The organism is Pseudomonas sp. KSR10, assembly GCF_022355455.1.
GTDB classification, from domain to species: Bacteria; Pseudomonadota; Gammaproteobacteria; order Pseudomonadales; family Pseudomonadaceae; genus Stutzerimonas; species Stutzerimonas stutzeri_E.
In genome coordinates this window covers 1190877-1217044 of the sequence record NZ_JAKOEN010000019.1, presented here as the reverse complement: position 1 = coordinate 1217044, position 26168 = coordinate 1190877, and the positions used below count along the sequence as shown (strand labels likewise).

Here is a 26168-nt window from a genome sequence, read left to right as displayed (position 1 = left end):
CACCCTACGCCCCCCGCGCCTTGCTACCCTCCGCCCTCAATTAAGGGCGTGACTCACTGTGTAGGGTGGATGTCGCCTCTTACATCCACCGCAATGCCACTGTGATCTGTCTGGTGGAACGGTGAAGCGTGATCCACCCTACGCATCCCGACCCTTGCTACCCTCCGTCCTCCAGTCAAGGGAGTGACCCAGCATGATCGAGCAGACGCTCAAACAAACATTCGGCTACGACGGCTTTCGTCCTGGCCAGGAACAGGCCATTCGTGCCGTGGTGGCGGGCCGCTCGGCGGCAGCCATCTTTCCGACCGGCTCAGGCAAGTCGCTGTGCTATCAACTGCCGGCACTGCTGTTGCCGCATCTCACCCTGGTGGTCTCGCCGTTGCTGGCGCTGATGCAGGACCAACTCGCCTTTCTGCACCGCCACGGCATTGCCGCCGGCAGCATCGATTCGGCCCAAAGCCGTGAGCAGACCAGTGCGACCATGGCACGGGCCAAATCGGGCGAACTGAAGATCCTGATGATTTCGGTGGAGCGGTTGAAGAACGAGCGCTTCCGCAACTTCATCAGCCAGGTGCCGATCTCGCTGCTGGTGGTGGACGAGGCGCACTGCATCTCCGAATGGGGTCATAACTTTCGCCCTGACTACCTCAAGCTTCCCGAGTATCAGCGCCAGTTCAACATTCCACAGACGCTGCTGCTGACTGCCACGGCGACGCCGCCGGTCATCGCCGACATGCAGGCCAAGTTCTCGATTGGCGCGGATGACGTGGTGACCACCGGCTTCTATCGACCCAACCTCAATCTGCTGGTGGAGCCGGTCAGCGGCTTCAACAAGCAACGTCGGCTGGTGGAATGGCTGGCAGACAAGGGCGGCCAACCGACCATCGTCTACGTCACTCAGCAGAAGACCGCCGAGCAGGTCGCCGAGCATCTGGCGCAGCGGGTTTTCCCCGCCAGCGCCTATCACGCCGGCATGAACCACGAAGTGCGCGAGGCGATCCAGCGGCGCTTCATGGCGGGCGAGCTGAACTGCATCGTCGCCACCATCGCTTTCGGCATGGGCATCGACAAGGCGGACATCCGCAACGTGGTGCACTACGACCTGCCGAAATCGATCGAGAACTACAGCCAGGAAATCGGCCGTGCCGGGCGTGATGGTCAGGCATCGGATTGCCTGGTGCTGGCCAATCGCGACAGCCTCAGCGTGCTGCAGAACTTCGTCTACGGCGATACGCCGGAACGCGAGGGCATCCGCTGCGTACTCGACGAGCTGCTGCAGGCGGGCGCCGACGGGCAATGGGAGCTGATGCTCAGCCAGCTGTCGGACCAGAGCAACATCCGCCAGCTGCCGCTGAAAACTCTGCTGGTGCAGTTGGAGCTGCGCGGCATCATCGCGCCACGCTTCGCCTATTTCGCCGAGTACCGCTACAAGTACCTGCTCGAACCTGAGGCGCTGGTGGCGAAGTTCGAAGGGGAGCGGCGTCAGTTCGTCGAGGCGATCGTGCATAGCTCGGCGCGGGCGCGGACCTGGTGCACGCTGGATTTCGATGCGCTCTATCAGCAGCATGGCGCCGACCGCGCGCGGGTGGTCAAGGCACTGGAATATTTCCAGGAAAAAGGCTGGATCGAGCTTGAGAGCAAGCAGATGACCGAGGTCTATGCGTTGCTCGACGGGGGCTTCGATGCCGAGGCATTGAGCGCCGAGCTGCACGCCTATTTCAGGCAGCACGAGGCGAGCGAGATCACCCGCATCGACAACATGCTGGCGCTGTTCGAATCTGCCGAATGTCTCAGTCAGCGGCTAGCCGCCTACTTCGGCGACCACCAGGCGCCGCAGCGTTGCGGGCATTGCTCGGTCTGCGGGGGGCAGGTGGCGCAACTGCCCGATCCGCCGGCGCTGGCGCCGCTCGCTGAGATCGATGTCGAGGGTCGCTGCGCAGATTTCAGTCAGCGTTACCAACAGCTCAAGGGCGGCGCGCCCAGCGTCGAATGCCTGACGCGCTTTCTCTGCGGGATCAGCGTGCCGGTGTTCACCAAACTCAAGGCCCGTCAGATACCTGGGTTCGCCTCGCTGGAGGCTTATCCCTACGGCGAGGTTCGCGCGCGGTTGGCGCAGTAAATCCCTCGCTGCACCGCCTCAGCGGGCCGTCAGACCAATCAATCGGTCCGCCACGCCCTTGGTCTGGCGTGAGGTTCCGGCGGTGAGGTTGCTCGAGTTTTCCAGCGCATCGAGCAAGCTGGTGAGCGAGCCGACGTCCGCTGACTGCGTTTCGATGTGCTGCGCCACCGCACGGATCTCGCTGGCCAGGCGGTCGATATCGTTACCGATCTCCTCGGCATTCTTGCCGGTAATTTCGGCCAGCTTGCGCACTTCGTCGGCGACCACCGCGAACCCGCGGCCTTGCTCGCCGGCACGCGCCGCTTCGATTGCGGCGTTCAGCGCCAGCAGATTGGTCTGCCCGGCGATCTGCTGAATGGTCTGCACCACCGACTGAATGCGCTGACTCGACTGCGCCAGATCGCGGGCGCTGCCGACCACCTTGTCGGCTTGATGGACCATCTGCTTGACCGAGGTACCGGCCTGCTCGATGACCGCGCCCTGTTGAGTGATATTCAGCGTCAGGTCGTCCATCGAGCCGTGCAGTTCGGTGGCGCACTGGCTCAGTTGCTCGGACATCGAGCGACGCTCCTCGTCGGCCTGTGACAGCACCTGTCCCAGGTCGGCCAGGCCGCGGAACACCGGGCGGATGTGCTCGTCGAGCCCGTTGACGTCTACCGCACTGCTGTAATCCTGACGCTTGAACTGCTCGATCTGCTTGACCACCACCTGGCTCAAACCCGTGAGCTTCTTGATCTGTCGGCGCAGGAAGAACGCCTTGAACTCACCGTGATAGGCGATGAAGTTGTCTGTGTATTCGTCATGAAAGTCATCCTTGCCGTGGGTGCGGAAGAAGAAGACCGCGGTCAGGGTCTGGTTGAGGTTGAGGCCGAGAATTTCGCCGAAGGTGGAATAGCCGGCCACCGGTACGTCATCGAATACCGGATCCATGCCGGCCAGTGCCCGCTCATTGTTCAGCCGACGCAGGATGCAGTCGTTGAGGATGCCCACCAACGGCTTCCCGGGTTTGTTGCGCATGAAACGCTGATAGTCGCGTCGGGTGGTCTCGGCCAGCGGCGTTCGCTTGACCATGATCAGCTCCTCGCCGGGCGCCACGTCGCAGAACAGGTGCACGCGTTCTTTGGCGAAGTCGATCTGCGAAATCGAGCGGACGAAGACTTCATCGCCCACGCGAATGGCGAAGGAATAATCCGACAGACGCTGCTCCAGCTCTTGCGGCGCGCACTTGAGTGCCTCGCACAGCGCTTGGACCATGCTGCGGATGTTGCCTTTGGCGTCCACCACTTGGCTGATGTAGCGGTCCTCCAGCGAGGCACTGAGCACGCTCAGGCTGAGCGAAGTGGGCTCGAAGTTCTGGCTCTTGAACACGCCGAAACGCACGTCCCGGGCGCACTTGAGAAAGACGATCAATGCATGGTTTTGATAACTGCGCTTGCCGTCGTGCAGCTGAGTCTTCTGGAAATCCAGCTTGCCGCCGGCCGAGCCGCCGACGAACAGACAGGGGAAGCGCCCGGATTCGTAGAGCGCTTCGATGAAGAAGGATTCGGATGCCGAAAGGCCGTCGAAGAAGATGTTCGCCAGAGTGTCGCGATAGTCGATTTTCATCGACACCTGCAACTGCTTGATTGACGCGGTGAGCTTGGCGATCCGCTGCGACATGCTCTTGCGTTGTCCCTGCCCACGAATGTCCTCGCTCTCCAACGGCACCCGGACGATTTCAGCGGCGGCAATGACGCTGGCGTCGAACAGCTGCAGCACCACCCGGTCCCACTGCGTGCCAGTGGCGCAGTAAAGCCGCTGATTCTCGCTGGATAGCTCACCCGAGGTGGTGCACAGGCTGATGGCTGCGCGCGGAAAGCGCTGTGAGATCTGCCGCGCCACCTGGTCCAGATCGACATGTGGCGAGACGAATCCGGCGATATAAGTCGGTTCGAAGCGCAGGGCGGCCAGCTGCTGCGCGAGCTTTTGCGCGGTACCGAGCAGACTCAGGGTTCCGTTGGTGGGCGTATGACCTGGCTTGAATCGAGAGAACGAAAACATGGGCGTTACTCGCGCATTGTGGGTGGGTGAGCGGTCCCGAACCCGCCCGTTCCCGATGACCGGATGATTCGCTATCAGCCTCGTGCAGGCATGCCCTGCAGACCGTTCGGCAGCGGCTCGGTGGTTTCAGGTTATCGGCCGCTTCGGCAACGCTGGCTATGCAACCTTGGTGTTCGTTCTGAAGTAGTAGGTGCGCTGGGACGAGGGGCGGGCGCGCTGTTCAGGCCGCAGGCGACCGGCGCGATAGCGGCTGCTGTGATTGTGCAAATTTCGACCAGAGGCCTCTTGTTGTGGAAGAAATTGCCGATAGCCACGGTATTCATCCCAGGAGCGGCGCCATGTCTCGCTTTCTTTCAGATCTCGGATTCCGTTGGAAAATCACCCTGCCCATTGCTGTGCTGGCCCTGTTGCTGGTGTTGATGGGGGGCGTTGGCATGCGTGGCATCGACCGGGTGGCCGACTCAAGCCAGCAGCTGGCCAAGCGACATCTGCCCGCTATCAGCCTGCTGCTCAATGCCGATCGCGACCTTTACCAGGCCTTCGTGGCTGAGCGCAGCCTGCTCGATAGCGACGCCGGCGAACATCGTCAGGCGCTGCGTGACAGTCATACGGAAAACCTCAAGCAGGCCTATGACCGGGTGCAAAAATACGCCGCCACCCAGCCGGGTTCCGAGGCCCTGGCATTGATCGAACAGTTCAATCGCGGCTTTCAACAATGGTCGGAGGTTTCGCAGCGGGTGATCGGTCAAATCGATCTCGAGCGGCAGGCGGCCAGTGCGCTGAGCTTCGGTGACAGCGAAGCGCGCTTCGATGCCATGCGCGATGCCATCGACAAGCTGGGCGAACTCGCAGATGAGGCCGCAGCGGCCGAGGGCGAGGAGGCAATGGCCGAGGGGGCGGCGACCGCCAGGCAACAAGGCGCAGTGCTGGTGGTCGGTTTGCTCGGCTGCACGCTGCTGGTGCTCGGCCTGCCGCTGGTGGTGTTGCGCCCGCTCCGCCGTCTGCTCGACCGTGTGCAGCAGATTGCAGAGGGTGATGGTGACCTGCGCACCCGGCTGGAAGTGCGTTCGGCCGATGAGCTGGGTCAGCTCGGTAACGCATTCAACCGTTTTCTCGACAAGCTGCAGCCGCTGATCGCTGAAGTAAGGCGGATGACCGGTGAGGTCGATGCCGCCGCGCGGGGCATGGCGGGGATGGCCGCGACCAACGATCAGCTGATTAGCCGCGAACACGTGGCGGTCGACCAGGTCAGCACGGCGGCCACAGAGATGAGCGCCGCGGTTCATGAAGTCGCGCAGAATGCACAGAACGCCTCGGATGCGGCGCGGGATGCCGAGCGCCAGTCACGTGAGGGCGCAGCGGCGGTTAGCAACACCATCCAATCGATCCGCCAGCTCGCGCAGGAAGTGGAAAGCACCTCGCAGACCATCGAGGCGCTGGCTGAAGAAACCGCCAGCATTGGCGCCGTGCTCGAAGTCATTCGCGGCATTGCCGAGCAGACCAACCTGCTGGCGCTCAATGCTGCCATCGAAGCCGCACGGGCCGGTGAGCAGGGCCGAGGCTTCGCCGTGGTCGCCGATGAGGTGCGAGCCTTGGCGGCCCGTACCCAGGATTCGACCAAAGACATCCAACTGCGTATCGAGCGCTTGCAGACTGGCGTCGCCAAGGCCGTGCAGGCGATGCATGTCGGCAGCAACAAGGCGCGCGACAGTGTCGAGCGCGCCGCCGGCGTCGATCAGGTGTTGGCCGACACGACGCACTCGGTCCAGCGCATCAACGACATGGCGGCGCAGATTGCCACCGCCTGTGAGGAGCAGAGCAGCGTCACCGAAGAGATCGCGCGCAATATCAGCGATATCCGCGACCTGTCCAATGATGCGGCGGGCAATTCGGCCGAGAGCATGCAGGCTAGCCAGCAGCTCTCATCGTTGTCCCAGAGCCTGGCAGATTTGGTTGGGCGCTTTCGGGTCTGATCTCAGCGCTCATGCCCCGGCTTTTGCAGCGGCGTTGAGCGTTCCCCACAGCAACTTGCCGAGGCCGGTGTCGTCGGGCAATAGCAGTACGCTGAGCAGAAATACCAGTATCAGGCCCACTGCGTAGGCCAGGCTGATCATTCGCTGCCTTCGCCGCCGGCGCGTGTCTGGCGCGTAGGTTGACGAATGCCCGGAGGGTCGGGAGGAGGTTGGGTGCATCGTTGTCTCTACAGGTGGCGAACCGCGGATCGCTGATGGCATTCGGGACAGGCGCGGAGCGCGGCGAAGTAAAACCGAAATAGAAGCATAATGCCACTATTGCGATAGCGGTCCGACGGACTGCGCGGGGGCTCCCGGCTTCGCGTCTTGCGATTCGCTCATACCCCTGAAACAAACGGAAAAGCTCTCGTTCGTCAGTCTGCGGGTGAGGCGTGCGGTGTCGACCATACTCAAGCGTCGATATTGCCGACCGCAACACCGAACCGGAGGCTTTCATGCAGACGCGCCGCCAGCTGCTTCATCGTTCCGTCCTGTTCGCTACCCTTGCCGCGCTCGGGCCGTCATGGCCGTTGCTGGCGAAAGCCGCCGAGCCGTTACGGATGCGCAAGATTCCGGCCTCAGGCGAATTGCTGCCGGTGATCGGCCTGGGTACCTCGCGTACGCATGACATCCGCCTCGATGACGACGAGATGCAAGCCCTGCTCGAGGTCCTGCGAGTCTTCATCGAGGGGGGCGCCCAACTGATCGACACGGCGCCGAGCTACGGCAACGCCGACCGCGTGGTGGGTGAGCTGGTTCGGCGGCAGAACGTGCGTGAGCGGGTGTTTCTCGCCACCAAGGTCTCCGCCACCGGCCGGGACCGCGGCATGGCACAGCTCGAGAAGAGCTTCGAGGCGTTGCAGGCCGACACGCTCGACTTGGTCCAGGTGCACAACCTGCAGGACACCCGCACCCAGCTCGGCCTGCTGCGCGACCTCAAGGAGCAAGGGCGGATCCGCTATATCGGCGTGACACACTATGTCGAGTCGGCCCACGATCGGCTGCTAGAGGTTCTCAAGCAGGAGCCCGTCGACTTCGTCCAGTTCAACTATTCGGTCAGCGAGCGCAATGCCGAGAAGCGCCTGTTGCCCTATTGCGCCGACAAGGGCATCGCCACGCTGATCAACCGGCCGTTCACCCGTGGCAACCTGCTTTCACGGGTCAAGGGCAAGCCGCTGCCGGCCTGGGCCGCCGAGATCGACGCCAGTTCCTGGGCGCAGATGCTGCTCAAGTTCATCCTCGCCGAACCGGCGGTCACTACGGTGATCCCGGCGACTTCCAACCCCCGTTACATGGCTGACAATATTATGGCGGGGCAGGGAAGGCTGCCGGACGCGCGCCAGCGGCAACTGATCATCGACGCTTTCAGCTGATCACCACATGGCACAGTCTGGGTGTCGCCGCCGTCGGGAGGCCGCATGCCTGCCCATCTAGCCACGCGGTTTTCCGCATCGATCAATGCGCGCCCCGGCGAGCTGCACGCGGCGCTCGCGGGGTTCGGGCTGTTTTTCTGTCTGTTCACCGGCTATTTCATGCTGCGCCCGATTCGCGAGTCGATGGGCATCCAGGGCGGGGTGGACAATCTGCAATGGCTGTTCACCGCGACCTTTTTCGCCATGCTGGCGGCGGTGCCGCTGTTCGCCTGGCTCAACTCGCGGGTCGCGCGCATTCACTACATAGATTGGGTGTACGGGTTCTTCTGCCTGAACCTTTTGCTCTTCGCCGGATTGTTCTTCGTGCTACGCGACAGCATCTGGCTGGCGCGCGTGTTCTACGTATGGATCTCGGTCTACAACCTGTTCGTGGTCTCGGTGGCCTGGAGCCTGATGGCCGATGTGTTCGACGCGCCTCAGGCGCGTCGCCTGTTCGCCTTCATCGCCGCCGGTGCCAGTGTTGGCGGCCTGGTCGGGCCGGCGCTGAGCGCCTTGCTGGTGGGTCTGCTCGGACAGTTCGGCCTGATGCTGTTGGCCGCACTGTTGCTGGCTGCGGCCGTGGCGCTCAAGCATTACCTGATGGCGTGGCGCGAAATCCATGGCGCCGGCCGGCCCGGTGCCGAGCATGCCGAAAGTTCGCGGCGGCCGGTCGCCGGCAATCCCTTCAGCGGCCTTACGCGGGTGCTCGGCTCGGGCTATCTGCTGGGCATCGCTGCATTCGTCCTGCTGCTGACCACGGCCAGTACCTTTCTCTATTTCGAGCAGGCGCGGCTGGTAGCCGAGCTGTTTGAAGACCGCGCCGAGCAGGTGCGGGTGTTCGGCGCGATCGACTTCGTGGTGCAGGCCGGTGCGTTGCTGTCCCAGCTGTTCATCACTGGCCGCATCGCCCAGCGCCTCGGTGTGCGGGTGCTGCTGACGGCGGTGCCGGGGTTGGTCTGCCTGGGCTTCATTGGCCTGGCGCTGGCGCCGACCTTCGCCGTACTGGCGACGGTGATGATCGTGCGAAGGATTGGTGAGTACGCCTTCGTCCGACCGGGACGGGAAATGCTCTTCGCGCCGCTGGACGCCGAGAGTAAATACAAGGCGAAGAACTTCATCGACACCGTGGTCTATCGCGGCGGTGACGCCTTGAGCGGCTGGGCCAAGAGCCTGCTCGACAGTCTAGGTCAGGGCGCCTGGCTGATCGGCGTGGTGGGAGCGATCTGCGCCGCGGTCTGGGGTGCGGTGGGGTGGTTTCTCGGTGGGCGTGCCGATCGTGCCGATGTGACCAAGGCGACAGGGCACGACTGAAGCGGTGCAGCTGAGATTGTTCGCAGCCATGGCTTGATCTTGCCTTCGGGCAGCTTGTTGTGGCGTGCGCTGTCTCGCCTGTGCCGATTCGCTGACCTGGGTCAGGAGCGGCAATCGCGCCGCTGATGACAATTCCTTCAAACGAAGCCGCTGAACCTCGGCGATGCGGGCGCCTCGAACCCTTGTAGGTACGTTATCAATCAGGAGTAGTCGTATGCATGTTCAAGTCAACAGCCATCACATCCCCGGCAGTGTCGAGCTGCATGAATGGGTGGGGTCGACCGTGGAGGAGCGGCTGGAGCGCTTCGACGAATTCCTCACTCGGATTGAGGTGCACGTCAGCGACGAGAACGCGCAAAAGGCCGGAGCCGACGATAAGCGCTGCCAGATCGAGGCACGGCCCAAGGGCCATCAGGCGGTTTCGGTAACTCACAAGGCCGATTCGCTGCAGCTGGCGGTCGAGGGCGCGGCGGAAAAGATGCGCCATGCACTCGATCATTTGATGGGCAAGCTGGACAACAACGTCTTGTCTACTGGCGAACTCAACGATCCGTTTCTCGACGAGCAACCGCAGGCCGTCAAGGACGCCATGATCGAGGAAGACTTCCTGGAAAAGCAGGACGAACTCGATAAGTAATTCCAGCCCCGGCGCACAGCCGGGGTCTGTTCCCATCAAAGTTGCGCAGAGCCCGGAACCCATCGCTACCGGTGCGTTTCAAACCCAGCATCTCCTCTCGGTGGGCTTTTCATGCAGATCATTCTGGTGCGTCATGGACGGCCCGATCACCGTGCCAGCCCATGGAGCACGCCGGCCGGCATGCAGCGCTGGGTCGAGCGCTACAACGCCGCCAACGTCGTGGTCGCCGAACGACCGGAAGCGTTGCGCCGCCTCGCTGGTTCCGCCGGCACAGTGCTCTGCAGTTCGCTTATGCGCTGTGTGGAGTCGCGTGACGGGCTTGGTTGCGACTGCCGTTCCGAGCCTGATCCGCTATTTGCAGAGGCGCATCTGCCTTACCCCGATTGGTCGTTCCCACCGATGCCCTCACGCTTCTGGCGCATCACCTTTCGCACGGCTTGGTTCTTCGGTTTTGCCCGGCACACCGAGCCGGTGAGTGACTCGAGGCAACGCGCCCGCGCAGCCGCCGACAAGCTCATCGAACTGGCGCATACCCACGACTGTGTGTTGCTCATGGGGCACAAGATCATGAATGCGTTGATCGCTCGTGAAATGCGCCGGCGCGGCTGGCATGGGCCGGCGTTGCCGCTGCTGTCCGGCTACTGGCACCCGAGTCGTTACCACAAACCGTCCTGATTGGCCTTCCATCGCTGACCTCGCCTGAAGCCTCGCAGTCCGCCCTTCCTGGATGACCTTATGCGTTTGCCTCTCGCTTTGGTTTGCAAGCTGAAACGTTTCAGCTAACGTAATCAGGCATGCATAACAACAAAGGAAAACCTCATGACGCGTTTGCAGCTTCTTTGCGGTCTGGGCCTGTGCCTGTCCAACCCTGCCATGGCCTGGGAACAGGTGCTGATCGACCCTGACAAGCCTGTGCAGAATTGGCGCATCACCAGCCAAGCGCTCGGAATCAAGGCCGAGCAGCCGTTCAGTGTCAGCCTGCGCACCCTGCATGGCGGGCGCCAGGAGGGTGCCAGCCTGATCGAGATCGACAACGGCGCGATGCGGATCACGGTCGTCCCGACGCGCGGCATGAACGTGCTCGAGGCCGTGGCTGGTGATGTGCGCCTGGGGTGGGATTCGCCGGTGGATGAGGTGGTCAACCCGGCCTTTATTGAACTCAACGGTCGCGGTGGTCTGGGCTGGCTGGAAGGCTTCAACGAGCTGGTTACCCGTTGCGGTTTCGAATGGGTCGGCCACCCCGGCGAAGACAATGGCGAGTTGCTCACGCTGCATGGCCGCGCGGCGAATATCCCTGCCTCTCGCGTGGTGCTGGAGATCGACGAGAAGCCACCTTACGCCATTCGCCTGCGTGGTGAGCTGAAGGAAAAGGCGTTCAAGAAGGTCGACTTTTCGATCATGACTGAACTGAGCACCGAGCCCGGCCGCAGCGGTTTCTCGCTGCACGATACCCTGACCAACCAGGGCGACTACGCAAAGGAATATCAGGCGCTGTATCACACCAATTTCGGGACGCCCTTGCTGGAGCAGGGTGCTCGCTTCGTCGCGCCGGTGAAGCAGGTCTCGCCGTTCAACGCTAAGGCCGCCAAGGAGCTCGGTGACTGGCAGACCTATCGTGGCCCGACCCCGGACTACGATGAAACCGTCTACAACGTTGTGCCCTATGCCGATGCCCAAGGCGAAACGCTGGCGATGTTACATAACCGCGACGCCGAGTTGGGTGTCACCGTCGGCTTCGATACGCGCGAGCTGCCGGTATTCTCGCTGTGGAAGAACACCGACACCCACAAGCAGGGCTACGTCACCGGGCTGGAACCGGGCACCAGTTTTTCCTACAACCGTTCCTACCAGCGCCCGCTCGGATTGGTGCCGAAGATCGAACCGGGTGAGCAGAAGCATTTCCACGTGCGCTACGAGTTGCTGGCGAACAAGGCGGCCGTTGCGGACGCCCGTAAACGCATCGAGGCGATCCAGGCTAGCCGCCAGAGCGAGGTCCGCCAGGAGCCGTTGGTCGACCTTGACAAGAACTAATACGCACTCAATGCAAGGTTATTGACGGAAAGCCGGCCTGCGCCTTGCCTGCTACGCTGTGAACCGTTTCCACGGTTCGCCAACGGCCTGTTGATTGAACCGTTGCAGCTGCTCTGCCTTGGGCATTCAAGGCGGGCGCAACCAGCACCTTGTGAGCATTTGGGGAAGTGCTCATAGTGCGTCGTTCGATGGACGCCACTCACGCAGCTATGGCAAAAGACTTACAAAAACCTGCGCCATTGGCTGCTTCAGCTCAGGGCGGGGAATGCTTAATCTACTCCCACTCTGAAGCGCAGGACGCGCTCAGGATCAGGATGATCGACCACCGCCAGGACGGCACTCGAACGGATTCGATACGGTCAGAAAAAAACCCGCTTCGGCGGGTTTTTTGCTTTCTGGTCAAAGCAGCATTCGCGACGGCGATCATTGCGATGATGCAAAGCTACAACTACATGGCGTTTTGATCGATTTAGACGATCTGCAGCATTTATTGGATATTTTGAGTCCGTAAAGATCCTTTCGGTAGGCACCATAGCTTCATCGGTTGGGCACATCCCGCTCACCGTCCTTCCACCTATCGAGGATAAGACCATGCATACACTGAATCGCGCACTCACCCTGGCCGCCCTGGTCCTGGCTACTACTGCAGCCAACGCCGCCGAGCCCGCCGGCACCGGCACCGCCGCGGTACTCGGCAGCGAACGAACTGAAAGCTATGTCACGACGAAAGACGGTGTCAGTCTCTACTACAAAGACTGGGGCCCGCGAGACGGTCAGGTGGTCACCTTCAGCCATGGCTGGCCTCTGAATTCGGATAGCTGGGAATCGCAGATGATGTTTCTGGCCTCGAAGGGCTATCGGGTAGTCGCCCATGATCGGCGTGGACATGGTCGTTCCAGCCAGCCGTGGGACGGCAACGACATGGATCACTATGCCGACGACCTGGCCGCGGTGCTCGACGCGCTTGATCTGAAAGACGCCACCCTGGTTGGCTTCTCCACCGGTGGCGGTGAGGTGGCCCGCTACATCGGTCGTCACGGCACCGCTCGTGTGAAAAAGGCAGTATTGGTCGCCTCGGTTCCGCCACTGATGCTTAAGACAGACAGCAATCCCGATGGTGTTCCGCTGGAAGTCTTCGATGGTCTGCGTCAGGCGTCTCTGGACAACCGCTCGCAGCTTTATCTGGACATCGCGTCCGGGCCCTTCTTCGGCTACAACCGACCCGGCGCGACGCCTTCTCAAGGGTTGATCCAATCGTTCTGGGTGCAGGGCATGCAGGCCGGGCACAAGAATACCTACGACTCGATAGCCGCGTTCTCCGCTACCGATTTCCGCGAGGACCTGAAGAAGTTTGATGTTCCGACCTTGGTGATTCATGGCGACGATGACCAGATCGTGCCGATCGACACCTCGGCCCGTGCGGCCGCTGCCATCATCAAGGATGCCGAACTCATCGTGTATCCCGGCGCTCCGCATGGCCTGGCCGATACTCACAAGGACCGCCTGAATCAGGACCTGCTGGATTTCCTAGAGCAATAAGCTGTCATCGATCGGTCCGGATACCGGGCCGGTCGGTACCTGCTGGCGACCGGCGCCAGCTTCCGTTGCGATTGCGTGCTGGCTCTGGGGCGGGCTCATTAAACATCAGGGCGCATCAGATCAGTGTGCGGGCTCCCTGACAGCGAAACGCCTAATTGGTTGCCGATATAGCGAAAGGCTTACACGGATCGCAGCGATCGGCTATTTAGCTGAGGCCGTCCGAAGCCTAATCTATGCCCATCTCTGAAGCGCAGGATGCGCTCAGGATCAAGGAAGATCGGCCATCGCCAGGACGGCAACCGGAAGGATTCGGAATGGTCAGGAAAAACCCGCTTCGGCGGGTTTTTTGTTGTCTGCAAGAAAGCGGCGGTGAGCCTTAAGCGCTGTGTTCACTGGCCCGCACTGCTGCCCGGTACCGCCGCGATCTGCTCGATCAACCACTGCAGCGCTGCATCCCGCTCGCGCTGGGCCACGCTGACAATGTCCAGCTGAAAGGCGCCGAGGTCGAACGGCAGATTGAAGAGTTGCAGTGGCAGCAACCGGGCGAAATGCCGGGCGAGCTGGGTTGGGAGTACGGCGGCCAGATCGCTGCTGGCCACGATGTGCGCGGCCTGGAGATAGTTGGGCGTGGTATAGACGACGTCGCGGCTGAGCCCTTGGCCTTCCAACCATTGATCGACCATGCCACGCGTCTGGCCGCCATGGACCCAGAGGTGACGCAGGCGCAGAAATGCGTCGAGATTCAGCGTTTTGCCAATCAGCGGATGCCCTTTGCGCACCGCGACCTGCAGTGTCTCGCTGGCCCAGCGGCGGGTGTGGAAACGCGTCGGCACATCGACGAAACGGCCCAGTACCAGATCCAGCTCGCCGTCATCCAGCGCCGCCGCGGGCAGGCTCGGGGTCAGGTGTTGAATCGCCAGTTGGATGCCCGGCGCTACACTCGCCAGACGGGCCATTAGCGAAGGCATGCAGATCAGCTCGACGTAATCAGTCACGGCAATGACGAAGCGCTGGCGGCTGGTGGCGGGGTCGAAGTAATCGCCGGCGTTCAGCGTGTGTTCGATCTGCTGCAGCGCATCGCGAATCGGCACTTCCAGGCTCAGCGCGCGCGGCGTCGGCTGCATGGCGCGCCCGACCCGTACCAGCAGCGGATCATCGAGCAGTTCGCGCAGGCGGCTCAGCGCATTGCTGACCGCCGGTTGGCTGAGCGAAAGCCGCTCGGCGGCGCGGGAGACGTTGCGTTCGCGCAGCAGGGCGTCCAGTACGCGGAGCAGGTTGAGGTCGAAGTTGTAGATATTCATTCGGTGAATCTGAAACATCACAAGACTAAATTTCAAAAATAGTAGCGTCTTCGTCTATGGTTGGTCTCCAGTTTTTTCCGCCTTGCGACGAGGACAGCTGCAATGAGCCAAACCCGCTTCGATATCCAGACCGCCGCCGTGATCGGCGCGGGCACCATGGGCCGCGGCATCGTCATGAGCCTGGCCAACGCCGGTGTGCAGGTGCTGTGGCTGGACAACAATCCCGAGATGCTCGAACAGGCGTTGAGCGTTGTCGCCGATACCTACGCGCATAACGTCCGGCAGGGGCGCATCGACGAAACCCAGGCCGAAGCGCGCCGCGCATGCATCAGCAAGGCCGCCGACTATCAGGCGCTGGCGGACGTGGATCTGGTGATCGAGGCGGTGTACGAGAACCTCGAACTCAAGCAGAACATCTTTCGCGAGCTGGACGGCATCGTGAAGCCGGCCGGCATCCTTGCCAGCAACACCTCGGCGCTGGACATCGATGCCATTGCTGCCGTTACCGGGCGCCCAGAGCAGGTCGTGGGCCTGCACTTCTTCAGCCCGGCGCACATCATGAAATTGCTGGAAATCGTCCGCGGGGCGAAGACCTCGACAGCGGTGCTCGAGGCCTCCACCGAGCTCGGCAAGCGCATGGGCAAGGTCAGCGTGATCGCCGGCAACTGCCCAGGCTTTATCGGCAACCGCATGCTCGCCACCTATGTCCGTGAAGCGCGGATGATGCTACTCGAAGGCGCCTATCCGCATCAGGTGGACGCCGCGCTGCAGGGCTTCGGCTTCGCCATGGGACCGTTCCGCATGTACGACGTGGTCGGCATCGATCTGGAATGGCGCGCCCGGGAGCTGGCGGGCAAAGGGCAGGATGAGCCCGAGGTGCAGGTCGACAATCGCCTCTGCGAGCTCGGCCGCTTCGGTCAGAAGTCGCGCATGGGCTACTACCGCTACGCCGAGGGCAGCCGTCAGGCCGAGCACGATCCGGAAGTGGATGCGCTGGTGCAGCGCGAATCCGAGCGGCTTGGCTTCCAGCGTCGCGAGATTGGCAGTGAGGAGATCCTTGAGCGCTGCCTGCTGGCACTGGTCAACGAAGGCGCGAAGATCCTCGAGGAAGGTATGGCCGAGTCCAGCGCCGATATCGACACCGTCTATCTCTACGGCTACGGCTTCCCCGCCGAAGTTGGTGGGCCGATGACTTGGGCTGGTCGCCAGGGGCTGCCGGCCATTCGTGATCGCCTCAACGCCTTGGCTGAGCGTCACGGCCCACACTGGCAGCCGGCTGAGTTGATCGACAGCCTGGCCACCTTGGGTGGTCGCTTCGTCGACTACAAGCGGGAGGCTTGAGCATGGAATACAAGGCTCCCCTGCGTGACATGCGCTTCGTACTGCACGAGCTGTTCGACGCCACTGCCCATTGCGAGCTGCTCGGTAATGGCCTTGATCGCGAGCTGATCGACGGCGTGCTGGAAGAAGCGGCGCGCTACACCGGCGGCGAGATCGCACCGCTCAATCGCAACAGCGACGAAGAAGGCGTGACCCTGGAAAACGGCGAGGTCCGCACGCCGCAGGGCTTCGTCGAGGCATACCGGCAGTACGTCGATAACGGCTGGGCGAGCATGACTGGGCCGACCGAGTACGGCGGCCAGGGCTTCCCGCAGCTGGTGGCGTGCAACTTCCATGAGATGCTGATGGCCGCCTCGCTGTCGTTTCGCATCTATTCCGGCCTCACCGAAGGCGCGGTGCTGGCGCTTTACAAGCACGGCAGCGACGCGCTGAAGAATGCCTATCTGGAGAAGCTGGTCAGCGGCAGCTGGAGCGGCACCATGTGCCTCACCGAGCCCCAGGCCGGCACAGACCTCGCGCTGCTGCGCACCAAAGCCGAACCTCAGGCGGACGGTAGCTACCGCGTCACCGGCAGCAAGATCTTTATCTCCGGCGGCGAGCACGACATGAGCGAGAACATCGTGCATCTGGTGCTGGCGCGCCTGCCGGATGCGCCGTCCGGCGTGAAGGGCATCAGCCTGCTGCTGGTGCCCAAGTTCATCGCCAATGCCGATGGCACGCCAGGCGAGCGTAACTCGCTGTCCTGCGGTGCCGTCGAGCACAAGATGGGCATCAAGGGTGCGGCCACCTGCGTGATGAACTTCGATGGAGCGACCGGCTGGATCGTCGGCGAGCCGAATCAGGGCCTGGCATGCATGTTCACCATGATGAATGACGCGCGTTTCCAGGTCGGCCTGCAGGGCCTGGGCATCGCCGAGCAGGCTTATCAGGGCTCGCTGGCCTATGCCCGTGAACGCCTGCAATCCCGCGGGCTGGCAGGCGTCCAGCATCCGGACAAGGTCGCCGACCCGATCATCGTTCACCCGGACGTGCGGCGCATGCTGCTCACCCAGAAGACGCTGGTGGAAGGCAGCCGCATGCTGGCGGCGTACTGCGCGCGGCAGCTGGATCTGGAACACGGCCATCCCGAACCAGGCTATCGCAAGGCGGCGAGCAAGCGCGCGGCGTTGCTGATCCCGATCGTCAAAGCCTTCTTCACCGATATGGGCCAGGAGGTCGCCAGCTTGGGCGTGCAGGTCTATGGCGGGCACGGCTATATCCGTGAGTGGGGCATGGAGCAGCTGATGCGTGACAGCCGCATCACGCAGCTTTACGAGGGCACCAATGGCATCCAGGCGCTGGATTACATCCGTCGCAAATTGCTGGGCGACGGCGGGGCAGAACTGTCGGCGCTGCAGGCGGAGTTCAGCGAGATTTGCGACCAGCAGATCGATCGGCCAGCACTGCATGAAATGGTCAGCAAGGTGCAGGCGCGTATCGGCGAGTGGCGCGAGCTGAGCGCCGAGATAATCGCCGCGACTGGGCGTGATCCGCAGGAGATCGGTGCAGTGTCGGTGGACTTTCTGCAGTACTCGGCCTATGTCTTGTTGGCCGGGCTGTGGCTGCAGGCGGCGGCGCGGGCGCAGGATGCGCTGGAGCAGGGCGCCGGCGAAGAGGCGTTCTATCAGGCCAAGCTGGCCAGTGCGGGCTTCTATTTGCGTCGCGTCCTGCCGCGGGCGAGTGCGCATCGGGAAGCGATTCAGGGCGGAGCAGGATGTCTGATGGCGTTGCCGGAGACGGATTTCGCTTTTTGATCGGAATCGTGAAACCCATCAGCCCCGGATAGAGCAGCACCGGGATGCCTTAGGCAACCAAGCGCCTCCGCCAGGAGAGCCCAATATTCGACACAGGAGGCACCGATGCATCCGTTCAGCTTTGCCACAACCGCTCAACTGATCTGCGAACCCGGCTCGTCGCGCCGGCTGGCCAGCCTCTGCAAGGAGCGCGGCGCGCGTTCGGTGCTGGTGGTGACCGACCCCGGCATCACCCGCTTCGGCCTGCTCAACGAGGTGCTACCCGGCTTTGAGACGGAAGGGCTGCAGGTCGCCGTTTACGATCAGGTCGTCGCCGATCCGCCAGAAGCCATCGTGCTGGCCGCGGTCGAGCAGGCGAAAGCATGCGGTGCCGATCTGGTGATCGGCTTCGGTGGCGGCAGCTCGATGGATGTCGCCAAGCTGGTGGCGTTGTTAGCGCATCCAGCGTGTGCGCAATCGCTGCAGGACATCTATGGCGTGGGAAACGCCAAGGGCCAGCGTCTGCCGCTAATCCAGGTGCCGACCACTGCGGGTACCGGCTCCGAAGTCACCCAGATCGCCATCATCACCACTGGCGAGACGACCAAGATGGGCGTGGTCTCGCCGTTGCTGCTGCCGGATCTGGCGCTGCTGGATGCCGACCTCACCCTCGGCCTGCCGCCAGCGGTGACCGCCGCCACCGGTATCGACGCCATGGTGCATGCCATCGAGGCCTATACCAGCGCACTGAAGAAGAACCCGATGTCCGACCTGCTGGCCCGCGAAGCGCTGCGGCTGCTGTCCGCCAATCTCGACGAGGCGGTGCACAACGGCGGTAACCGCGAGGCGCGCCAGGCGATGCTGCTCGGCGCCTGCTTGGCCGGACAGGCGTTCGCCAACGCGCCAGTGGCGGCTGTGCATGCGCTGGCCTATCCGCTGGGCGGCAACTTCCATATCCCTCACGGGCTATCCAATGCGCTGGTGCTGCCGCAGGTGCTGCGCTTCAACGTCAGCGCGGCTACCACTCACTACGGCGAACTGGCACCGATCGTCCTCGGTGACCGGCTGCGTACGGGCGACCCCACTACCTACGCCGAACAGCTGATTGAGGAGTTCGAGCAGATGAGCGCTCGCGTCGGCTTGCCGACTCGCCTGCGCGATGCCGGTGTGCCGGAAGACATGCTGCCGCAACTGGCCAAGGAGGCGATGCTTCAGCAGCGCCTGCTCGTCAACAATCCGCGCGAAGTGACCGAGGCCGATGCCCTGGCGATCTACCAAGCAGCATACTGAGCCGCGCGCTGCGTCGCGTTAGCGTTGCGCAGCGCTTTGCCTACTCAAGGATTTCCAATGGCTGAACAACCGCAGCACCTGCGCGCCGATTATCGCCACTTCCAGCCTATCACCACGCGCTGGCATGACAACGACATCTACGGCCACGTGAACAACGTCGTTTACTACAGCTATTTCGACAGCGCGGTGAATGCCTACCTGATCGAACGCGGTGGGCTGGATATCCATGAAGGCGAAGTGGTCGGCTTCGTGGTCAGCTCATCGTGCGACTACTTTGCATCCATCGCTTTTCCCGATGCGCTGGAAGTAGGCATGCGGGTTGGCAAGCTCGGGAACAGCTCGGTGCAGTACGAATTGGCGATCTTCAAAGTAGGCGAAGAGCAGGCCTGCGCGGCGGGGCGCTTCGTGCATGTGTTCGTGGACCGCGCCAGCAATCGGCCGACGCCGATTCCGGATGGGTTGCGCACGGCCTTGGAGGCTTTGGCAAAATAGCGGGACGAGGGCGAGGCGGGCCTGAAGGAGTGGCCCGCCCGGAACGTATGTATCAGTCGTGATGCTTGTGTTTGTGCTTCCAGTGACCCTTGGCTTTGCCTGGGTGCCCGTAATAGCGACGATCATCACGATAACGGCGGTCACGATGATCATCGTCATCGCCATATTCGTTGCCGAGCGCTCCACCAGCGCCACCGCCCACCGCTGCGCCGATCAAGCCACCGGTGCTGCCGCCGACCCGTTGGCCGATGACGTTGCCACCGGCGGCGCCCAGGCCGCCGCCGATGGCTGCTTCGGTGCGGCTGCGCTTGTCGGCACCGACCATACCGCCGGCTGCCCCGCCAACCCCGGCGCCGATGGTCGCGCCGGTCGATCCGCCCAACTGTTCGCCGACCACCGTGCCCAGGGCGCCTCCCAGCGCGCCACCCACGGCGGCTTCGGTATTGCCCGCCAGGGCGTAGCCGCCACAGGTCAAGCCAAGCGAGAGGAGGAGCAACTGCAGAGACTTCATAGACACCTCGAGGACAGAGCCGCCTTGCGGCGAGAATTGCGCCATAGACTGGTGAGTCCGCGTCGAGTTCCCGCTTCGGTTGTTCGCTTGCCAGCTTTGTGAGCTGGTTCACGATTCATCCGCCAGAGGATAGGAAGGCTCTCAGAGCAGGCTCTCGCGACTCCATTGTTCCAGCGCCTGGGTTAACGGCAGCACCTCGCCGGGACGGCTCAAGGCGTACCCGGGTAGTTGACTGATGCGTGCCTGGAATTCCGGGTTCTGCAGCACCCGTAGCAGCGCGGCCATGGCCGGTAGCTCGAGACTGTCCTCGCGGCACAGCAGGCAGTAGTGCTCGCGGGCCATGGGCAGGAAGGTCAGACCGAACTGGCGTGCTGCCGCCTCGACCCCGAAGCCGACGTCGGCCATGCCGCTGGCCACGTAGGCGGCCACTGCGGCATGGGTAAATTCCTCGTTGTGGAAACCCTTGATCGCGGTGCTGTCCAGCTCGTCGCGGCGCAATAGATCTTCGAGCAGCAAACGCGTGCCCGAACCTGGCTCGCGGTTGACGAAGCGCAGCTCGCCACGCGCCAGATCCGCCAACCCCTCGACGCCGTGCGGATTGCCGGGGGCCAGCATCAATCCCTGGGTGCGCACGACGAAGGTGATTACCCGCTGGTCGGGCCGCAGCCAGGGCTGTATGCGGTTCATGCTGAGCGCGCCGAGCGGCCCGGCGGGCACATGCAAGCCGGCCACCTCGCAGTCGTGGCGATGCAGGGCGATCATCGCCTCGCTGCCGCTGCGAAACTGCACCTCCCACTGCCAGCTCGGGTCGCGCTCCAGCCACTCGCGCAGCGCCGCCACGGCGAAACCGTGGCTGGCGTGAATGCGTAGGCCCGGGTTGCTGGCTTGCAGCACCCGGTTCAGTTCCAGTTCCAGCTCGCCGGCCAGGTTGTCCAGCTGGGGCGAAAGTCGCGCGCGGATGCGCTGGTCGGCCCACAGCAGTTTTTCCCCCAGCGGCGCCAGGCGTGCGCCCTTGCCGCGTTCCAGATCGATAAGCGGGCTGCCGAAGAAGGCCTGCCATTTGCCCAGCAGGTTCCAGGCATGGCGATAGGAATAGCCGACGCGGGCAGCGGCTTCGGTCAGCTTGCCGGTGTCGTGCACGGCCTGCAGAAGTTCCAGGCCTTGGGGATCGAGGCTGCTGCCGTCGCGTTGATGAAAACGCCAACGTGGCTGGATTTCGATGCGTATCATATGCTTAAGACTTCATATTTGTTCGGCTGATTGCCCATGTTAGTGTGCCGCACATGGGCGCTCTGCGGCCAAGTATAAGAACTTTTATTCATATGTGGCGATCCTTCGAACGCCACCTGGGATAAGCGCTCATCAGCCGTGATGTGTGGCGCTTGTCTCCCGACAGTACCGGTTTTAGCCGCCGGCTGGAGCATAGAACATGGCCATTCTTCCCCAGCGCTTCGCCCCCGAGCAGTGCCAGGCCGTCGCCCGTGAGGTACTGGCCGCCCACCGCGGTCGGCCAGGCGCCCTGTTACCCATCCTGCACGACATCCAGGATCGCCTCGGTGCGGTGCCGCCGGAGCTGCTGCCGATGATTGCCGAGGACCTCAGCCTGTCGCGTGCCGAAGTGCACGGCGTGGTCAGCTTCTACCACGACTTTCGCGCCACGCCGCCGGGCCGTCAGGTGCTCAAGCTGTGCCAGGCCGAAGCCTGCCGCTCGATGGGGGTCAAGGCCTTGACTGCCGAACTCGAGGAAAAGCTCGGCCTGCCGCTCGGCGAGACCCGCGAAGACGGCAGCCTCACCTTCGAGCCGGTGTATTGCCTGGGCAATTGCGCCTGCGCGCCGAACGCCATGCTCAACGGCGAGCTGCATGGCCGCGTCGATGCCGAGGGTCTGTTGGAACTGTTGGCTGAACAGGAGGTTCGCGCATGAGCGAGTCCATTACCGTTTACGTACCGCGAGACGTCACCGCGCTGAGCCTGGGTGCCGACAAGGTCGCCCAGACCATTGCCGCCGAGGCTGCGGCTCGTGGCCTCGACGTGAAGCTGGTGCGCAATGGCTCGCGTGGGCTGTTCTGGCTCGAGCCGCTGGTCGAAGTCGCCACCGCCGCCGGCCGTGTCGCCTATGGTCCGGTCAAGGCCAAGGATGTCGCCGGACTGTTCGATGCCGGGTTCCTGTCGGGCGGCGAGCATCCGCTGGGCCAGGGTCTGACCGAGGAGATCGAGTACCTCAAGCGTCAGGAACGCCTGACCTTTGCTCGCGCTGGCATCACCGACCCGTTGTCGCTGGATGACTATATCGCTCACGACGGCTATCGCGGGCTCAAGCGTGCTCTGGGCATGACGCCTGAGGCCATCGTCGCCGAGGTCACCGAGTCCGGCCTGCGCGGCCGTGGCGGCGCGGCCTTCCCCACCGGTATCAAATGGCGCACCGTGCTCGGCTGCGAGGCGGCGCAGAAATACATCGTCTGCAACGCTGACGAAGGCGACTCGGGGACCTTCTCCGACCGCATGGTGATGGAAGACGACCCCTATGTGCTGATCGAGGGCATGACCATTGCCGGTCTGGCCGTCGGCGCCACCAAGGGTTACATCTACCTGCGTTCGGAATACCCACACGCCGAGGCGGTGCTGCTCGAGACCATCGCCCGCGCCAACGCCGCCGGCTACCTGGGCGACGACCTGCTGGGTAGCGGCAAGGCGTTCCATCTGGAGCTGCGCCGCGGCGCCGGCGCCTATATCTGCGGCGAGGAAACCGCACTGCTCGAAAGCATCGAAGGCAAACGCGGCACCGTGCGGCCGAAGCCGCCGCTGCCGGCCATCGAAGGCCTGTTCGGCATGCCGACGGTGATCAACAACGTGATCTCCTTGGCCTCGGTGCCGATCATCCTCGACAAGGGTGGCGCCTATTACAAGGATTACGGCATGGGCCGCTCGCTCGGCACCCTGCCGATCCAGCTGACCGGCAACATCGCGCGTGGCGGCCTGATCGAGAAGGCCTTCGGCATCACCCTGCGCGAGCTGCTATATGAATATGGTGGAGGTTCGGCCAGTGGCCGGCCGATCCGCGCGGTGCAGGTGGGCGGCCCGCTGGGTGCCTATCTGCCGGAGTCGCAGTTTGATACCCCGCTGGACTACGAGGCCTTCGCCGCCCTCGGCGCGGTGCTCGGTCACGGCGGCATCGTGGTGTTCGACGATACGGTCGACCTGGCCGAGATGGCGCGCTACGCCATGGAATTCTGCGCGGTGGAATCCTGCGGTAAGTGCACGCCCTGCCGGATCGGTTCGACCCGTGGCGAGGAGCTGCTCGACCAAATCATCGTCGCCCGTTCCGAAGGGCCGCAGCCGGGCCGTATCGAGCTGCTCAAGAGCCTCTGCGACACCATGCTCGGCGCCTCGCTCTGTGCCCTCGGCGGGATGACGCCCTACCCGGTGATGAGCGCTATCAACCACTTTCCCGAGGACTTCGGGGTGTCGCCAGACACCGCCGAAGCCCGCTGATTCGGAGGCACAGACATGGCCCTGTATCGTGAACTCGACTATGGCACCCCCGCCCGCACCGGCGCACCGGTAACGGTGGAAATCGACGGCACCGCCATCACCGTGCCAGCTGGCACCTCGGTCATGCGCGCTGCACAAGAGGCTGGCATCGCCGTGCCCAAGTTGTGCGCCAGTGACAGCCTGGAGCCGTTCGGCTCATGTCGCCTGTGTACCGTGGAAATCGAGGGCCGCCGCGGTTATCCGGCGTCCTGTACCACTCCGGTTGAGCCGGGTATGAAGGTGCGCACACAGAGCCCCAAGCTCGCCGAACTGCGCCGCGGCACCATGGAGCTGTACATCTCCGATCACCCGCTGGACTGCCTGACCTGCTCGGCCAACGGTAACTGCGAACTGCAGGACATGGCTGGCGTGGTTGGCCTGCGCGAGGTGCGCTACGACCCGGTGAAGACTCACCTGGCCGAGCCCAAAGACGAATCCAACCCCTATTTCACCTACGACCCATCCAAGTGCATCGTCTGCAACCGTTGCGTGCGGGCCTGTGAAGAAGTGCAGGGCACTTTCGCCCTGACGATCGACGGCCGTGGCTTCGACTCGCGAGTGGCCGCCAGCCAGGACGAAAGCTTCATCGATTCCGAGTGCGTTTCCTGTGGCGCCTGCGTGAATGCCTGCCCGACCGCCACCCTGACCGAGAAGTCGCTGATCGAGATGGGCCAGGCCGAACGCAGCGTGACCACCACCTGCGCCTATTGCGGCGTTGGCTGCTCGTTCAAGGCCGAGGTCAAGGGCAACGAAGTGGTGCGCATGGTGCCGAACAAGGACGGCCACGCCAACCACGGCCATGCCTGCGTCAAAGGCCGCTTCGCCTGGGGCTATGCCACCCACCCGGACCGCATCAAGACGCCGATGATTCGCGACAGCATCAACGAGCCCTGGCGTTCGGTGAGCTGGGACGAGGCGATCGGTTATGCCGCCAGGCGCTTCAAGGAGATCCAGGCGCAGTACGGCCGCGACTCGGTCGGCGGGCTGACCTCCTCGCGTTGCACCAACGAGGAAACCTATCTGGTACAGAAGCTGGTGCGCGCCGCCTTCGGCAACAACAACGTCGACACCTGCGCGCGCGTCTGCCATTCGCCGACCGGCTATGGCCTCAAGGTCACTCTCGGCGAATCCGCCGGTACCCAGGACTTCGATTCGGTACTGGCCGCCGACGTGGTGATGGTGATCGGTGCCAACCCCACCGACGGCCACCCTGTGTTCGGCTCGCAGCTCAAGCGCCGCCTGCGTGAAGGTGCGCGGTTGATCGTCGCCGACCCGCGCGGCATCGACCTGGTGCGCAGCCCGCACATCAAGGCCGAGCATCACCTGCAACTGCGTCCGGGCAGCAACGTCGCCCTGCTCAACAGCCTGGGGCATGTCATCGCCACCGAAGGCCTGATCAACGAAGCCTTCGTCGCCGAGCGCTGCGAGGCCGAGGCCTTCGAGCAATGGCGCGCCTTCGTCAGCGAAGCGCGCAACAGCCCCGAGGCCATGCAGGAGCTGACCGGCGTGCCGGCCGCCGAGGTACGCGCAGCCGCCCGGCTGTACGCCACCGGCGGCAACGCCGCGATCTACTACGGCCTGGGCGTCACCGAGCACAGCCAGGGCTCGTCCACCGTCATGGCGATCGCCAACCTGGCCATGGCCACTGGCAACATCGGTCGCCCGGGCGTTGGGGTGAACCCGCTGCGCGGACAGAACAACGTGCAGGGCTCCTGCGACATGGGCTCCTTCCCGCACGAATTGCCGGGCTACCGCCATGTCTCGGATCCGGTGGTGCGGCCGCAATTCGAGGCCGCCTGGGGCGTCCAGTTGCTCGACGAGCCGGGTCTGCGCATTCCCAACATGCTCGCCGCGGCCCACGCCGGCACCTTCAAGGGCCTCTACGTGCAGGGCGAGGATCCGGCGCAATCCGATCCGGATACGCAGCACGTCACCGATGCGCTCAAGGCCATGGAGTGCGTGGTGGTGCAGGACCTCTTCCTCAACGAAACCGCCAAATACGCCCATGTGTTCCTGCCGGGCGCCTCTTTCCTGGAGAAGAACGGCACCTTTACCAACGCCGAGCGGCGCATTTCACCGGTGCGCAAGGTGATGCCCGCGCTGGCCGGCAAGGAAGACTGGGAAGTGACAGTGGCGCTGTCCAACGCCCTCGGCTACCCGATGAACTACACCCATCCGTCGCAGATCATGGACGAGATCGCCCGCCTGACCCCGACCTTCACTGGCGTCAGCTACGCCAAGCTCGACCGGATGGGCAGTATCCAGTGGCCGTGCAACGACGAGGCGCCGGAAGGTACGCCGATCATGCACGAGGACGCGTTCGTGCGTGGCAAGGGTCGCTTCATGGTCACCGAGTACATCCCGACCGAAGAGCGCACCTCGCGCAAGCGTCCGCTGGTGCTCACCACCGGCCGCATCCTGTCGCAGTACAACGTTGGCGCACAGACCCGGCGCACCGCCAACGGCGCCTGGCACGCCGAGGACATTCTCGAACTGCATCCAGTGGATGCCGAGGACCGTGGGATCAACGATGGCGACTGGGTCGGCATCAACAGCCGTGCCGGCGAGACGGTGATGCGCGCCAAGGTCACCGAGCGCATGCAGCCGGGTGTGGTCTACACCACCTTCCACCACCCGGAATCCGGCGCCAACGTGATCACCACCGACAACTCGGACTGGGCCACCAACTGTCCCGAGTACAAGGTGACTGCGGTACAGGTGCACAAGGTCGAGGTGCCATCGAAGTGGCAGCAGGAGTTCGAGGCCTTCACCCGCGAGCAGGTCGAGTTCCTGCCGCGCATCCAGGTCACCCAGCTGTAAACCCCAGCG

The 26168-nt window shown here is 63.4% G+C and carries 21 protein-coding genes; 16 read left to right on the top strand and 5 right to left on the bottom strand.

The window, feature by feature from the left end; genetic code table 11:
* Positions 1-193 precede the first annotated feature (193 nt).
* A complete protein-coding gene (locus MCB86_RS14460; RefSeq protein ID WP_239611316.1) occupies positions 194-2119 on the top strand; it encodes an ATP-dependent DNA helicase RecQ in 1926 nt (641 codons plus the stop codon).
* A gap of 18 nt (positions 2120-2137) precedes the next feature.
* Here MCB86_RS14460 and MCB86_RS14455 read toward each other — a convergent pair whose 3' ends face one another.
* Complete coding sequence (locus tag MCB86_RS14455) at positions 2138-4159, bottom strand: FIST N-terminal domain-containing protein (protein ID WP_239611315.1); 2022 nt, start codon at positions 4157-4159, stop codon at positions 2138-2140.
* A gap of 338 nt (positions 4160-4497) precedes the next feature.
* On the opposite strand from MCB86_RS14455, the gene MCB86_RS14450 reads away from it, so the two are divergent.
* Positions 4498-6132 (top strand): methyl-accepting chemotaxis protein, encoded by a 1635-nt coding sequence (locus MCB86_RS14450; RefSeq protein ID WP_239611314.1) that lies wholly within the window; start codon positions 4498-4500, stop codon positions 6130-6132.
* Positions 6133-6141: 9 nt separating this feature from the next.
* On the opposite strand, the gene MCB86_RS22955 is transcribed toward MCB86_RS14450, so the two are convergent.
* Complete coding sequence (locus tag MCB86_RS22955) at positions 6142-6273, bottom strand: hypothetical protein (protein ID WP_275589482.1); 132 nt, start codon at positions 6271-6273, stop codon at positions 6142-6144.
* 353 nt (positions 6274-6626) lie between these two features.
* Here MCB86_RS22955 and MCB86_RS14445 point away from each other — a divergent pair, with 353 nt between their 5' ends.
* The 7 genes from MCB86_RS14445 to MCB86_RS14415 all read left to right on the top strand — a co-directional run bounded on the left by MCB86_RS14445 (position 6627) and on the right by MCB86_RS14415 (position 13101).
* Entirely contained in the window at positions 6627-7544 is a 918-nt protein-coding gene (locus tag MCB86_RS14445; protein ID WP_239611313.1) for an aldo/keto reductase, read from the top strand.
* A gap of 45 nt (positions 7545-7589) precedes the next feature.
* Positions 7590-8894: an MFS transporter gene (locus MCB86_RS14440; RefSeq protein WP_045164163.1), complete on the top strand. Its 1305-nt coding sequence runs from the start codon at positions 7590-7592 to the stop codon at positions 8892-8894.
* Positions 8895-9108: 214 nt separating this feature from the next.
* Positions 9109-9531, top strand: a complete 423-nt coding sequence (locus MCB86_RS14435) for an HPF/RaiA family ribosome-associated protein (RefSeq protein WP_045164161.1) — start codon at positions 9109-9111, stop codon at positions 9529-9531.
* A 111-nt stretch (positions 9532-9642) separates the two neighbouring features.
* Positions 9643-10206 carry a fructose-2,6-bisphosphatase gene (locus tag MCB86_RS14430; protein WP_239611312.1) on the top strand — a complete coding sequence of 188 codons (564 nt, stop codon included), beginning with the start codon at positions 9643-9645 and terminating at the stop codon, positions 10204-10206.
* A 144-nt stretch (positions 10207-10350) separates the two neighbouring features.
* On the top strand, positions 10351-11562 hold the full coding sequence (locus MCB86_RS14425) for an aldose 1-epimerase family protein (protein WP_239611311.1): 1212 nt from the start codon (positions 10351-10353) through the stop codon (positions 11560-11562).
* 188 nt (positions 11563-11750) lie between these two features.
* Positions 11751-12026 (top strand): hypothetical protein, encoded by a 276-nt coding sequence (locus tag MCB86_RS14420; RefSeq protein ID WP_239611310.1) that lies wholly within the window; start codon positions 11751-11753, stop codon positions 12024-12026.
* A gap of 127 nt (positions 12027-12153) precedes the next feature.
* Positions 12154-13101 carry an alpha/beta hydrolase gene (locus MCB86_RS14415; protein ID WP_239611309.1) on the top strand — a complete coding sequence of 316 codons (948 nt, stop codon included), beginning with the start codon at positions 12154-12156 and terminating at the stop codon, positions 13099-13101.
* A 389-nt stretch (positions 13102-13490) separates the two neighbouring features.
* On the opposite strand, the gene MCB86_RS14410 is transcribed toward MCB86_RS14415, so the two are convergent.
* On the bottom strand, positions 13491-14402 hold the full coding sequence (locus MCB86_RS14410) for a LysR family transcriptional regulator (protein WP_239611308.1): 912 nt from the start codon (positions 14400-14402) through the stop codon (positions 13491-13493).
* A 102-nt stretch (positions 14403-14504) separates the two neighbouring features.
* Here MCB86_RS14410 and MCB86_RS14405 point away from each other — a divergent pair, with 102 nt between their 5' ends.
* The 4 genes from MCB86_RS14405 to MCB86_RS14390 all read left to right on the top strand — a co-directional run bounded on the left by MCB86_RS14405 (position 14505) and on the right by MCB86_RS14390 (position 19297).
* A complete protein-coding gene (locus tag MCB86_RS14405) occupies positions 14505-15743 on the top strand; it encodes a 3-hydroxyacyl-CoA dehydrogenase (protein WP_239611307.1) in 1239 nt (412 codons plus the stop codon).
* 2 nt (positions 15744-15745) lie between these two features.
* Positions 15746-17536: an acyl-CoA dehydrogenase C-terminal domain-containing protein gene (locus tag MCB86_RS14400; RefSeq protein ID WP_239611306.1), complete on the top strand. Its 1791-nt coding sequence runs from the start codon at positions 15746-15748 to the stop codon at positions 17534-17536.
* 105 nt (positions 17537-17641) lie between these two features.
* Positions 17642-18805: an iron-containing alcohol dehydrogenase gene (locus MCB86_RS14395; RefSeq protein ID WP_239611305.1), complete on the top strand. Its 1164-nt coding sequence runs from the start codon at positions 17642-17644 to the stop codon at positions 18803-18805.
* Between the two features lie 57 nt (positions 18806-18862).
* Positions 18863-19297: a thioesterase family protein gene (locus MCB86_RS14390; RefSeq protein WP_045164154.1), complete on the top strand. Its 435-nt coding sequence runs from the start codon at positions 18863-18865 to the stop codon at positions 19295-19297.
* Positions 19298-19349: 52 nt separating this feature from the next.
* Here the strand turns inward: MCB86_RS14390 and MCB86_RS14385 are convergent, their stop codons facing one another.
* The gene (locus MCB86_RS14385) at positions 19350-19808 is read right to left on the bottom strand and encodes a YMGG-like glycine zipper-containing protein (RefSeq protein ID WP_045164153.1); all 459 of its coding nucleotides are present in this window, start codon (positions 19806-19808) and stop codon (positions 19350-19352) included.
* A gap of 141 nt (positions 19809-19949) precedes the next feature.
* Positions 19950-21038, bottom strand: a complete 1089-nt coding sequence (locus tag MCB86_RS14380; RefSeq protein WP_045164152.1) for a substrate-binding domain-containing protein — start codon at positions 21036-21038, stop codon at positions 19950-19952.
* Positions 21039-21237: 199 nt separating this feature from the next.
* Here MCB86_RS14380 and MCB86_RS14375 point away from each other — a divergent pair, with 199 nt between their 5' ends.
* Genes MCB86_RS14375 through fdhF form a run of 3 tightly spaced genes read left to right on the top strand, consistent with a single transcriptional unit; the run spans position 21238 to position 26159 of the window.
* Positions 21238-21732: a formate dehydrogenase subunit gamma gene (locus tag MCB86_RS14375; RefSeq protein WP_168422956.1), complete on the top strand. Its 495-nt coding sequence runs from the start codon at positions 21238-21240 to the stop codon at positions 21730-21732.
* A complete protein-coding gene (locus tag MCB86_RS14370; RefSeq protein WP_239611304.1) occupies positions 21729-23300 on the top strand; it encodes an NADH-quinone oxidoreductase subunit NuoF in 1572 nt (523 codons plus the stop codon). Before MCB86_RS14375 ends, MCB86_RS14370 begins: the two co-directional genes overlap by 4 nt.
* 15 nt (positions 23301-23315) lie before the next feature.
* A complete protein-coding gene (gene fdhF, locus MCB86_RS14365) occupies positions 23316-26159 on the top strand; it encodes a formate dehydrogenase subunit alpha (RefSeq protein ID WP_239611303.1) in 2844 nt (947 codons plus the stop codon).
* The last annotated feature ends 9 nt before the right edge of the window (positions 26160-26168 follow it).

Coding starts and splice junctions, on each gene's coding strand:
- MCB86_RS14460 (WP_239611316.1), top strand. CDS start 194: ATGATCGAGCAGACGCTCAAACAAACATTCGGCTACGACGGCTTTCGT.
- MCB86_RS14455 (WP_239611315.1), bottom strand. CDS start 4,159: ATGTTTTCGTTCTCTCGATTCAAGCCAGGTCATACGCCCACCAACGGA.
- MCB86_RS14450 (WP_239611314.1), top strand. CDS start 4,498: ATGTCTCGCTTTCTTTCAGATCTCGGATTCCGTTGGAAAATCACCCTG.
- MCB86_RS22955 (WP_275589482.1), bottom strand. CDS start 6,273: ATGATCAGCCTGGCCTACGCAGTGGGCCTGATACTGGTATTTCTGCTC.
- MCB86_RS14445 (WP_239611313.1), top strand. CDS start 6,627: ATGCAGACGCGCCGCCAGCTGCTTCATCGTTCCGTCCTGTTCGCTACC.
- MCB86_RS14440 (WP_045164163.1), top strand. CDS start 7,590: ATGCCTGCCCATCTAGCCACGCGGTTTTCCGCATCGATCAATGCGCGC.
- MCB86_RS14435 (WP_045164161.1), top strand. CDS start 9,109: ATGCATGTTCAAGTCAACAGCCATCACATCCCCGGCAGTGTCGAGCTG.
- MCB86_RS14430 (WP_239611312.1), top strand. CDS start 9,643: ATGCAGATCATTCTGGTGCGTCATGGACGGCCCGATCACCGTGCCAGC.
- MCB86_RS14425 (WP_239611311.1), top strand. CDS start 10,351: ATGACGCGTTTGCAGCTTCTTTGCGGTCTGGGCCTGTGCCTGTCCAAC.
- MCB86_RS14420 (WP_239611310.1), top strand. CDS start 11,751: ATGGACGCCACTCACGCAGCTATGGCAAAAGACTTACAAAAACCTGCG.
- MCB86_RS14415 (WP_239611309.1), top strand. CDS start 12,154: ATGCATACACTGAATCGCGCACTCACCCTGGCCGCCCTGGTCCTGGCT.
- MCB86_RS14410 (WP_239611308.1), bottom strand. CDS start 14,402: ATGAATATCTACAACTTCGACCTCAACCTGCTCCGCGTACTGGACGCC.
- MCB86_RS14405 (WP_239611307.1), top strand. CDS start 14,505: ATGAGCCAAACCCGCTTCGATATCCAGACCGCCGCCGTGATCGGCGCG.
- MCB86_RS14400 (WP_239611306.1), top strand. CDS start 15,746: ATGGAATACAAGGCTCCCCTGCGTGACATGCGCTTCGTACTGCACGAG.
- MCB86_RS14395 (WP_239611305.1), top strand. CDS start 17,642: ATGCATCCGTTCAGCTTTGCCACAACCGCTCAACTGATCTGCGAACCC.
- MCB86_RS14390 (WP_045164154.1), top strand. CDS start 18,863: ATGGCTGAACAACCGCAGCACCTGCGCGCCGATTATCGCCACTTCCAG.
- MCB86_RS14385 (WP_045164153.1), bottom strand. CDS start 19,808: ATGAAGTCTCTGCAGTTGCTCCTCCTCTCGCTTGGCTTGACCTGTGGC.
- MCB86_RS14380 (WP_045164152.1), bottom strand. CDS start 21,038: ATGATACGCATCGAAATCCAGCCACGTTGGCGTTTTCATCAACGCGAC.
- MCB86_RS14375 (WP_168422956.1), top strand. CDS start 21,238: ATGGCCATTCTTCCCCAGCGCTTCGCCCCCGAGCAGTGCCAGGCCGTC.
- MCB86_RS14370 (WP_239611304.1), top strand. CDS start 21,729: ATGAGCGAGTCCATTACCGTTTACGTACCGCGAGACGTCACCGCGCTG.
- fdhF (WP_239611303.1), top strand. CDS start 23,316: ATGGCCCTGTATCGTGAACTCGACTATGGCACCCCCGCCCGCACCGGC.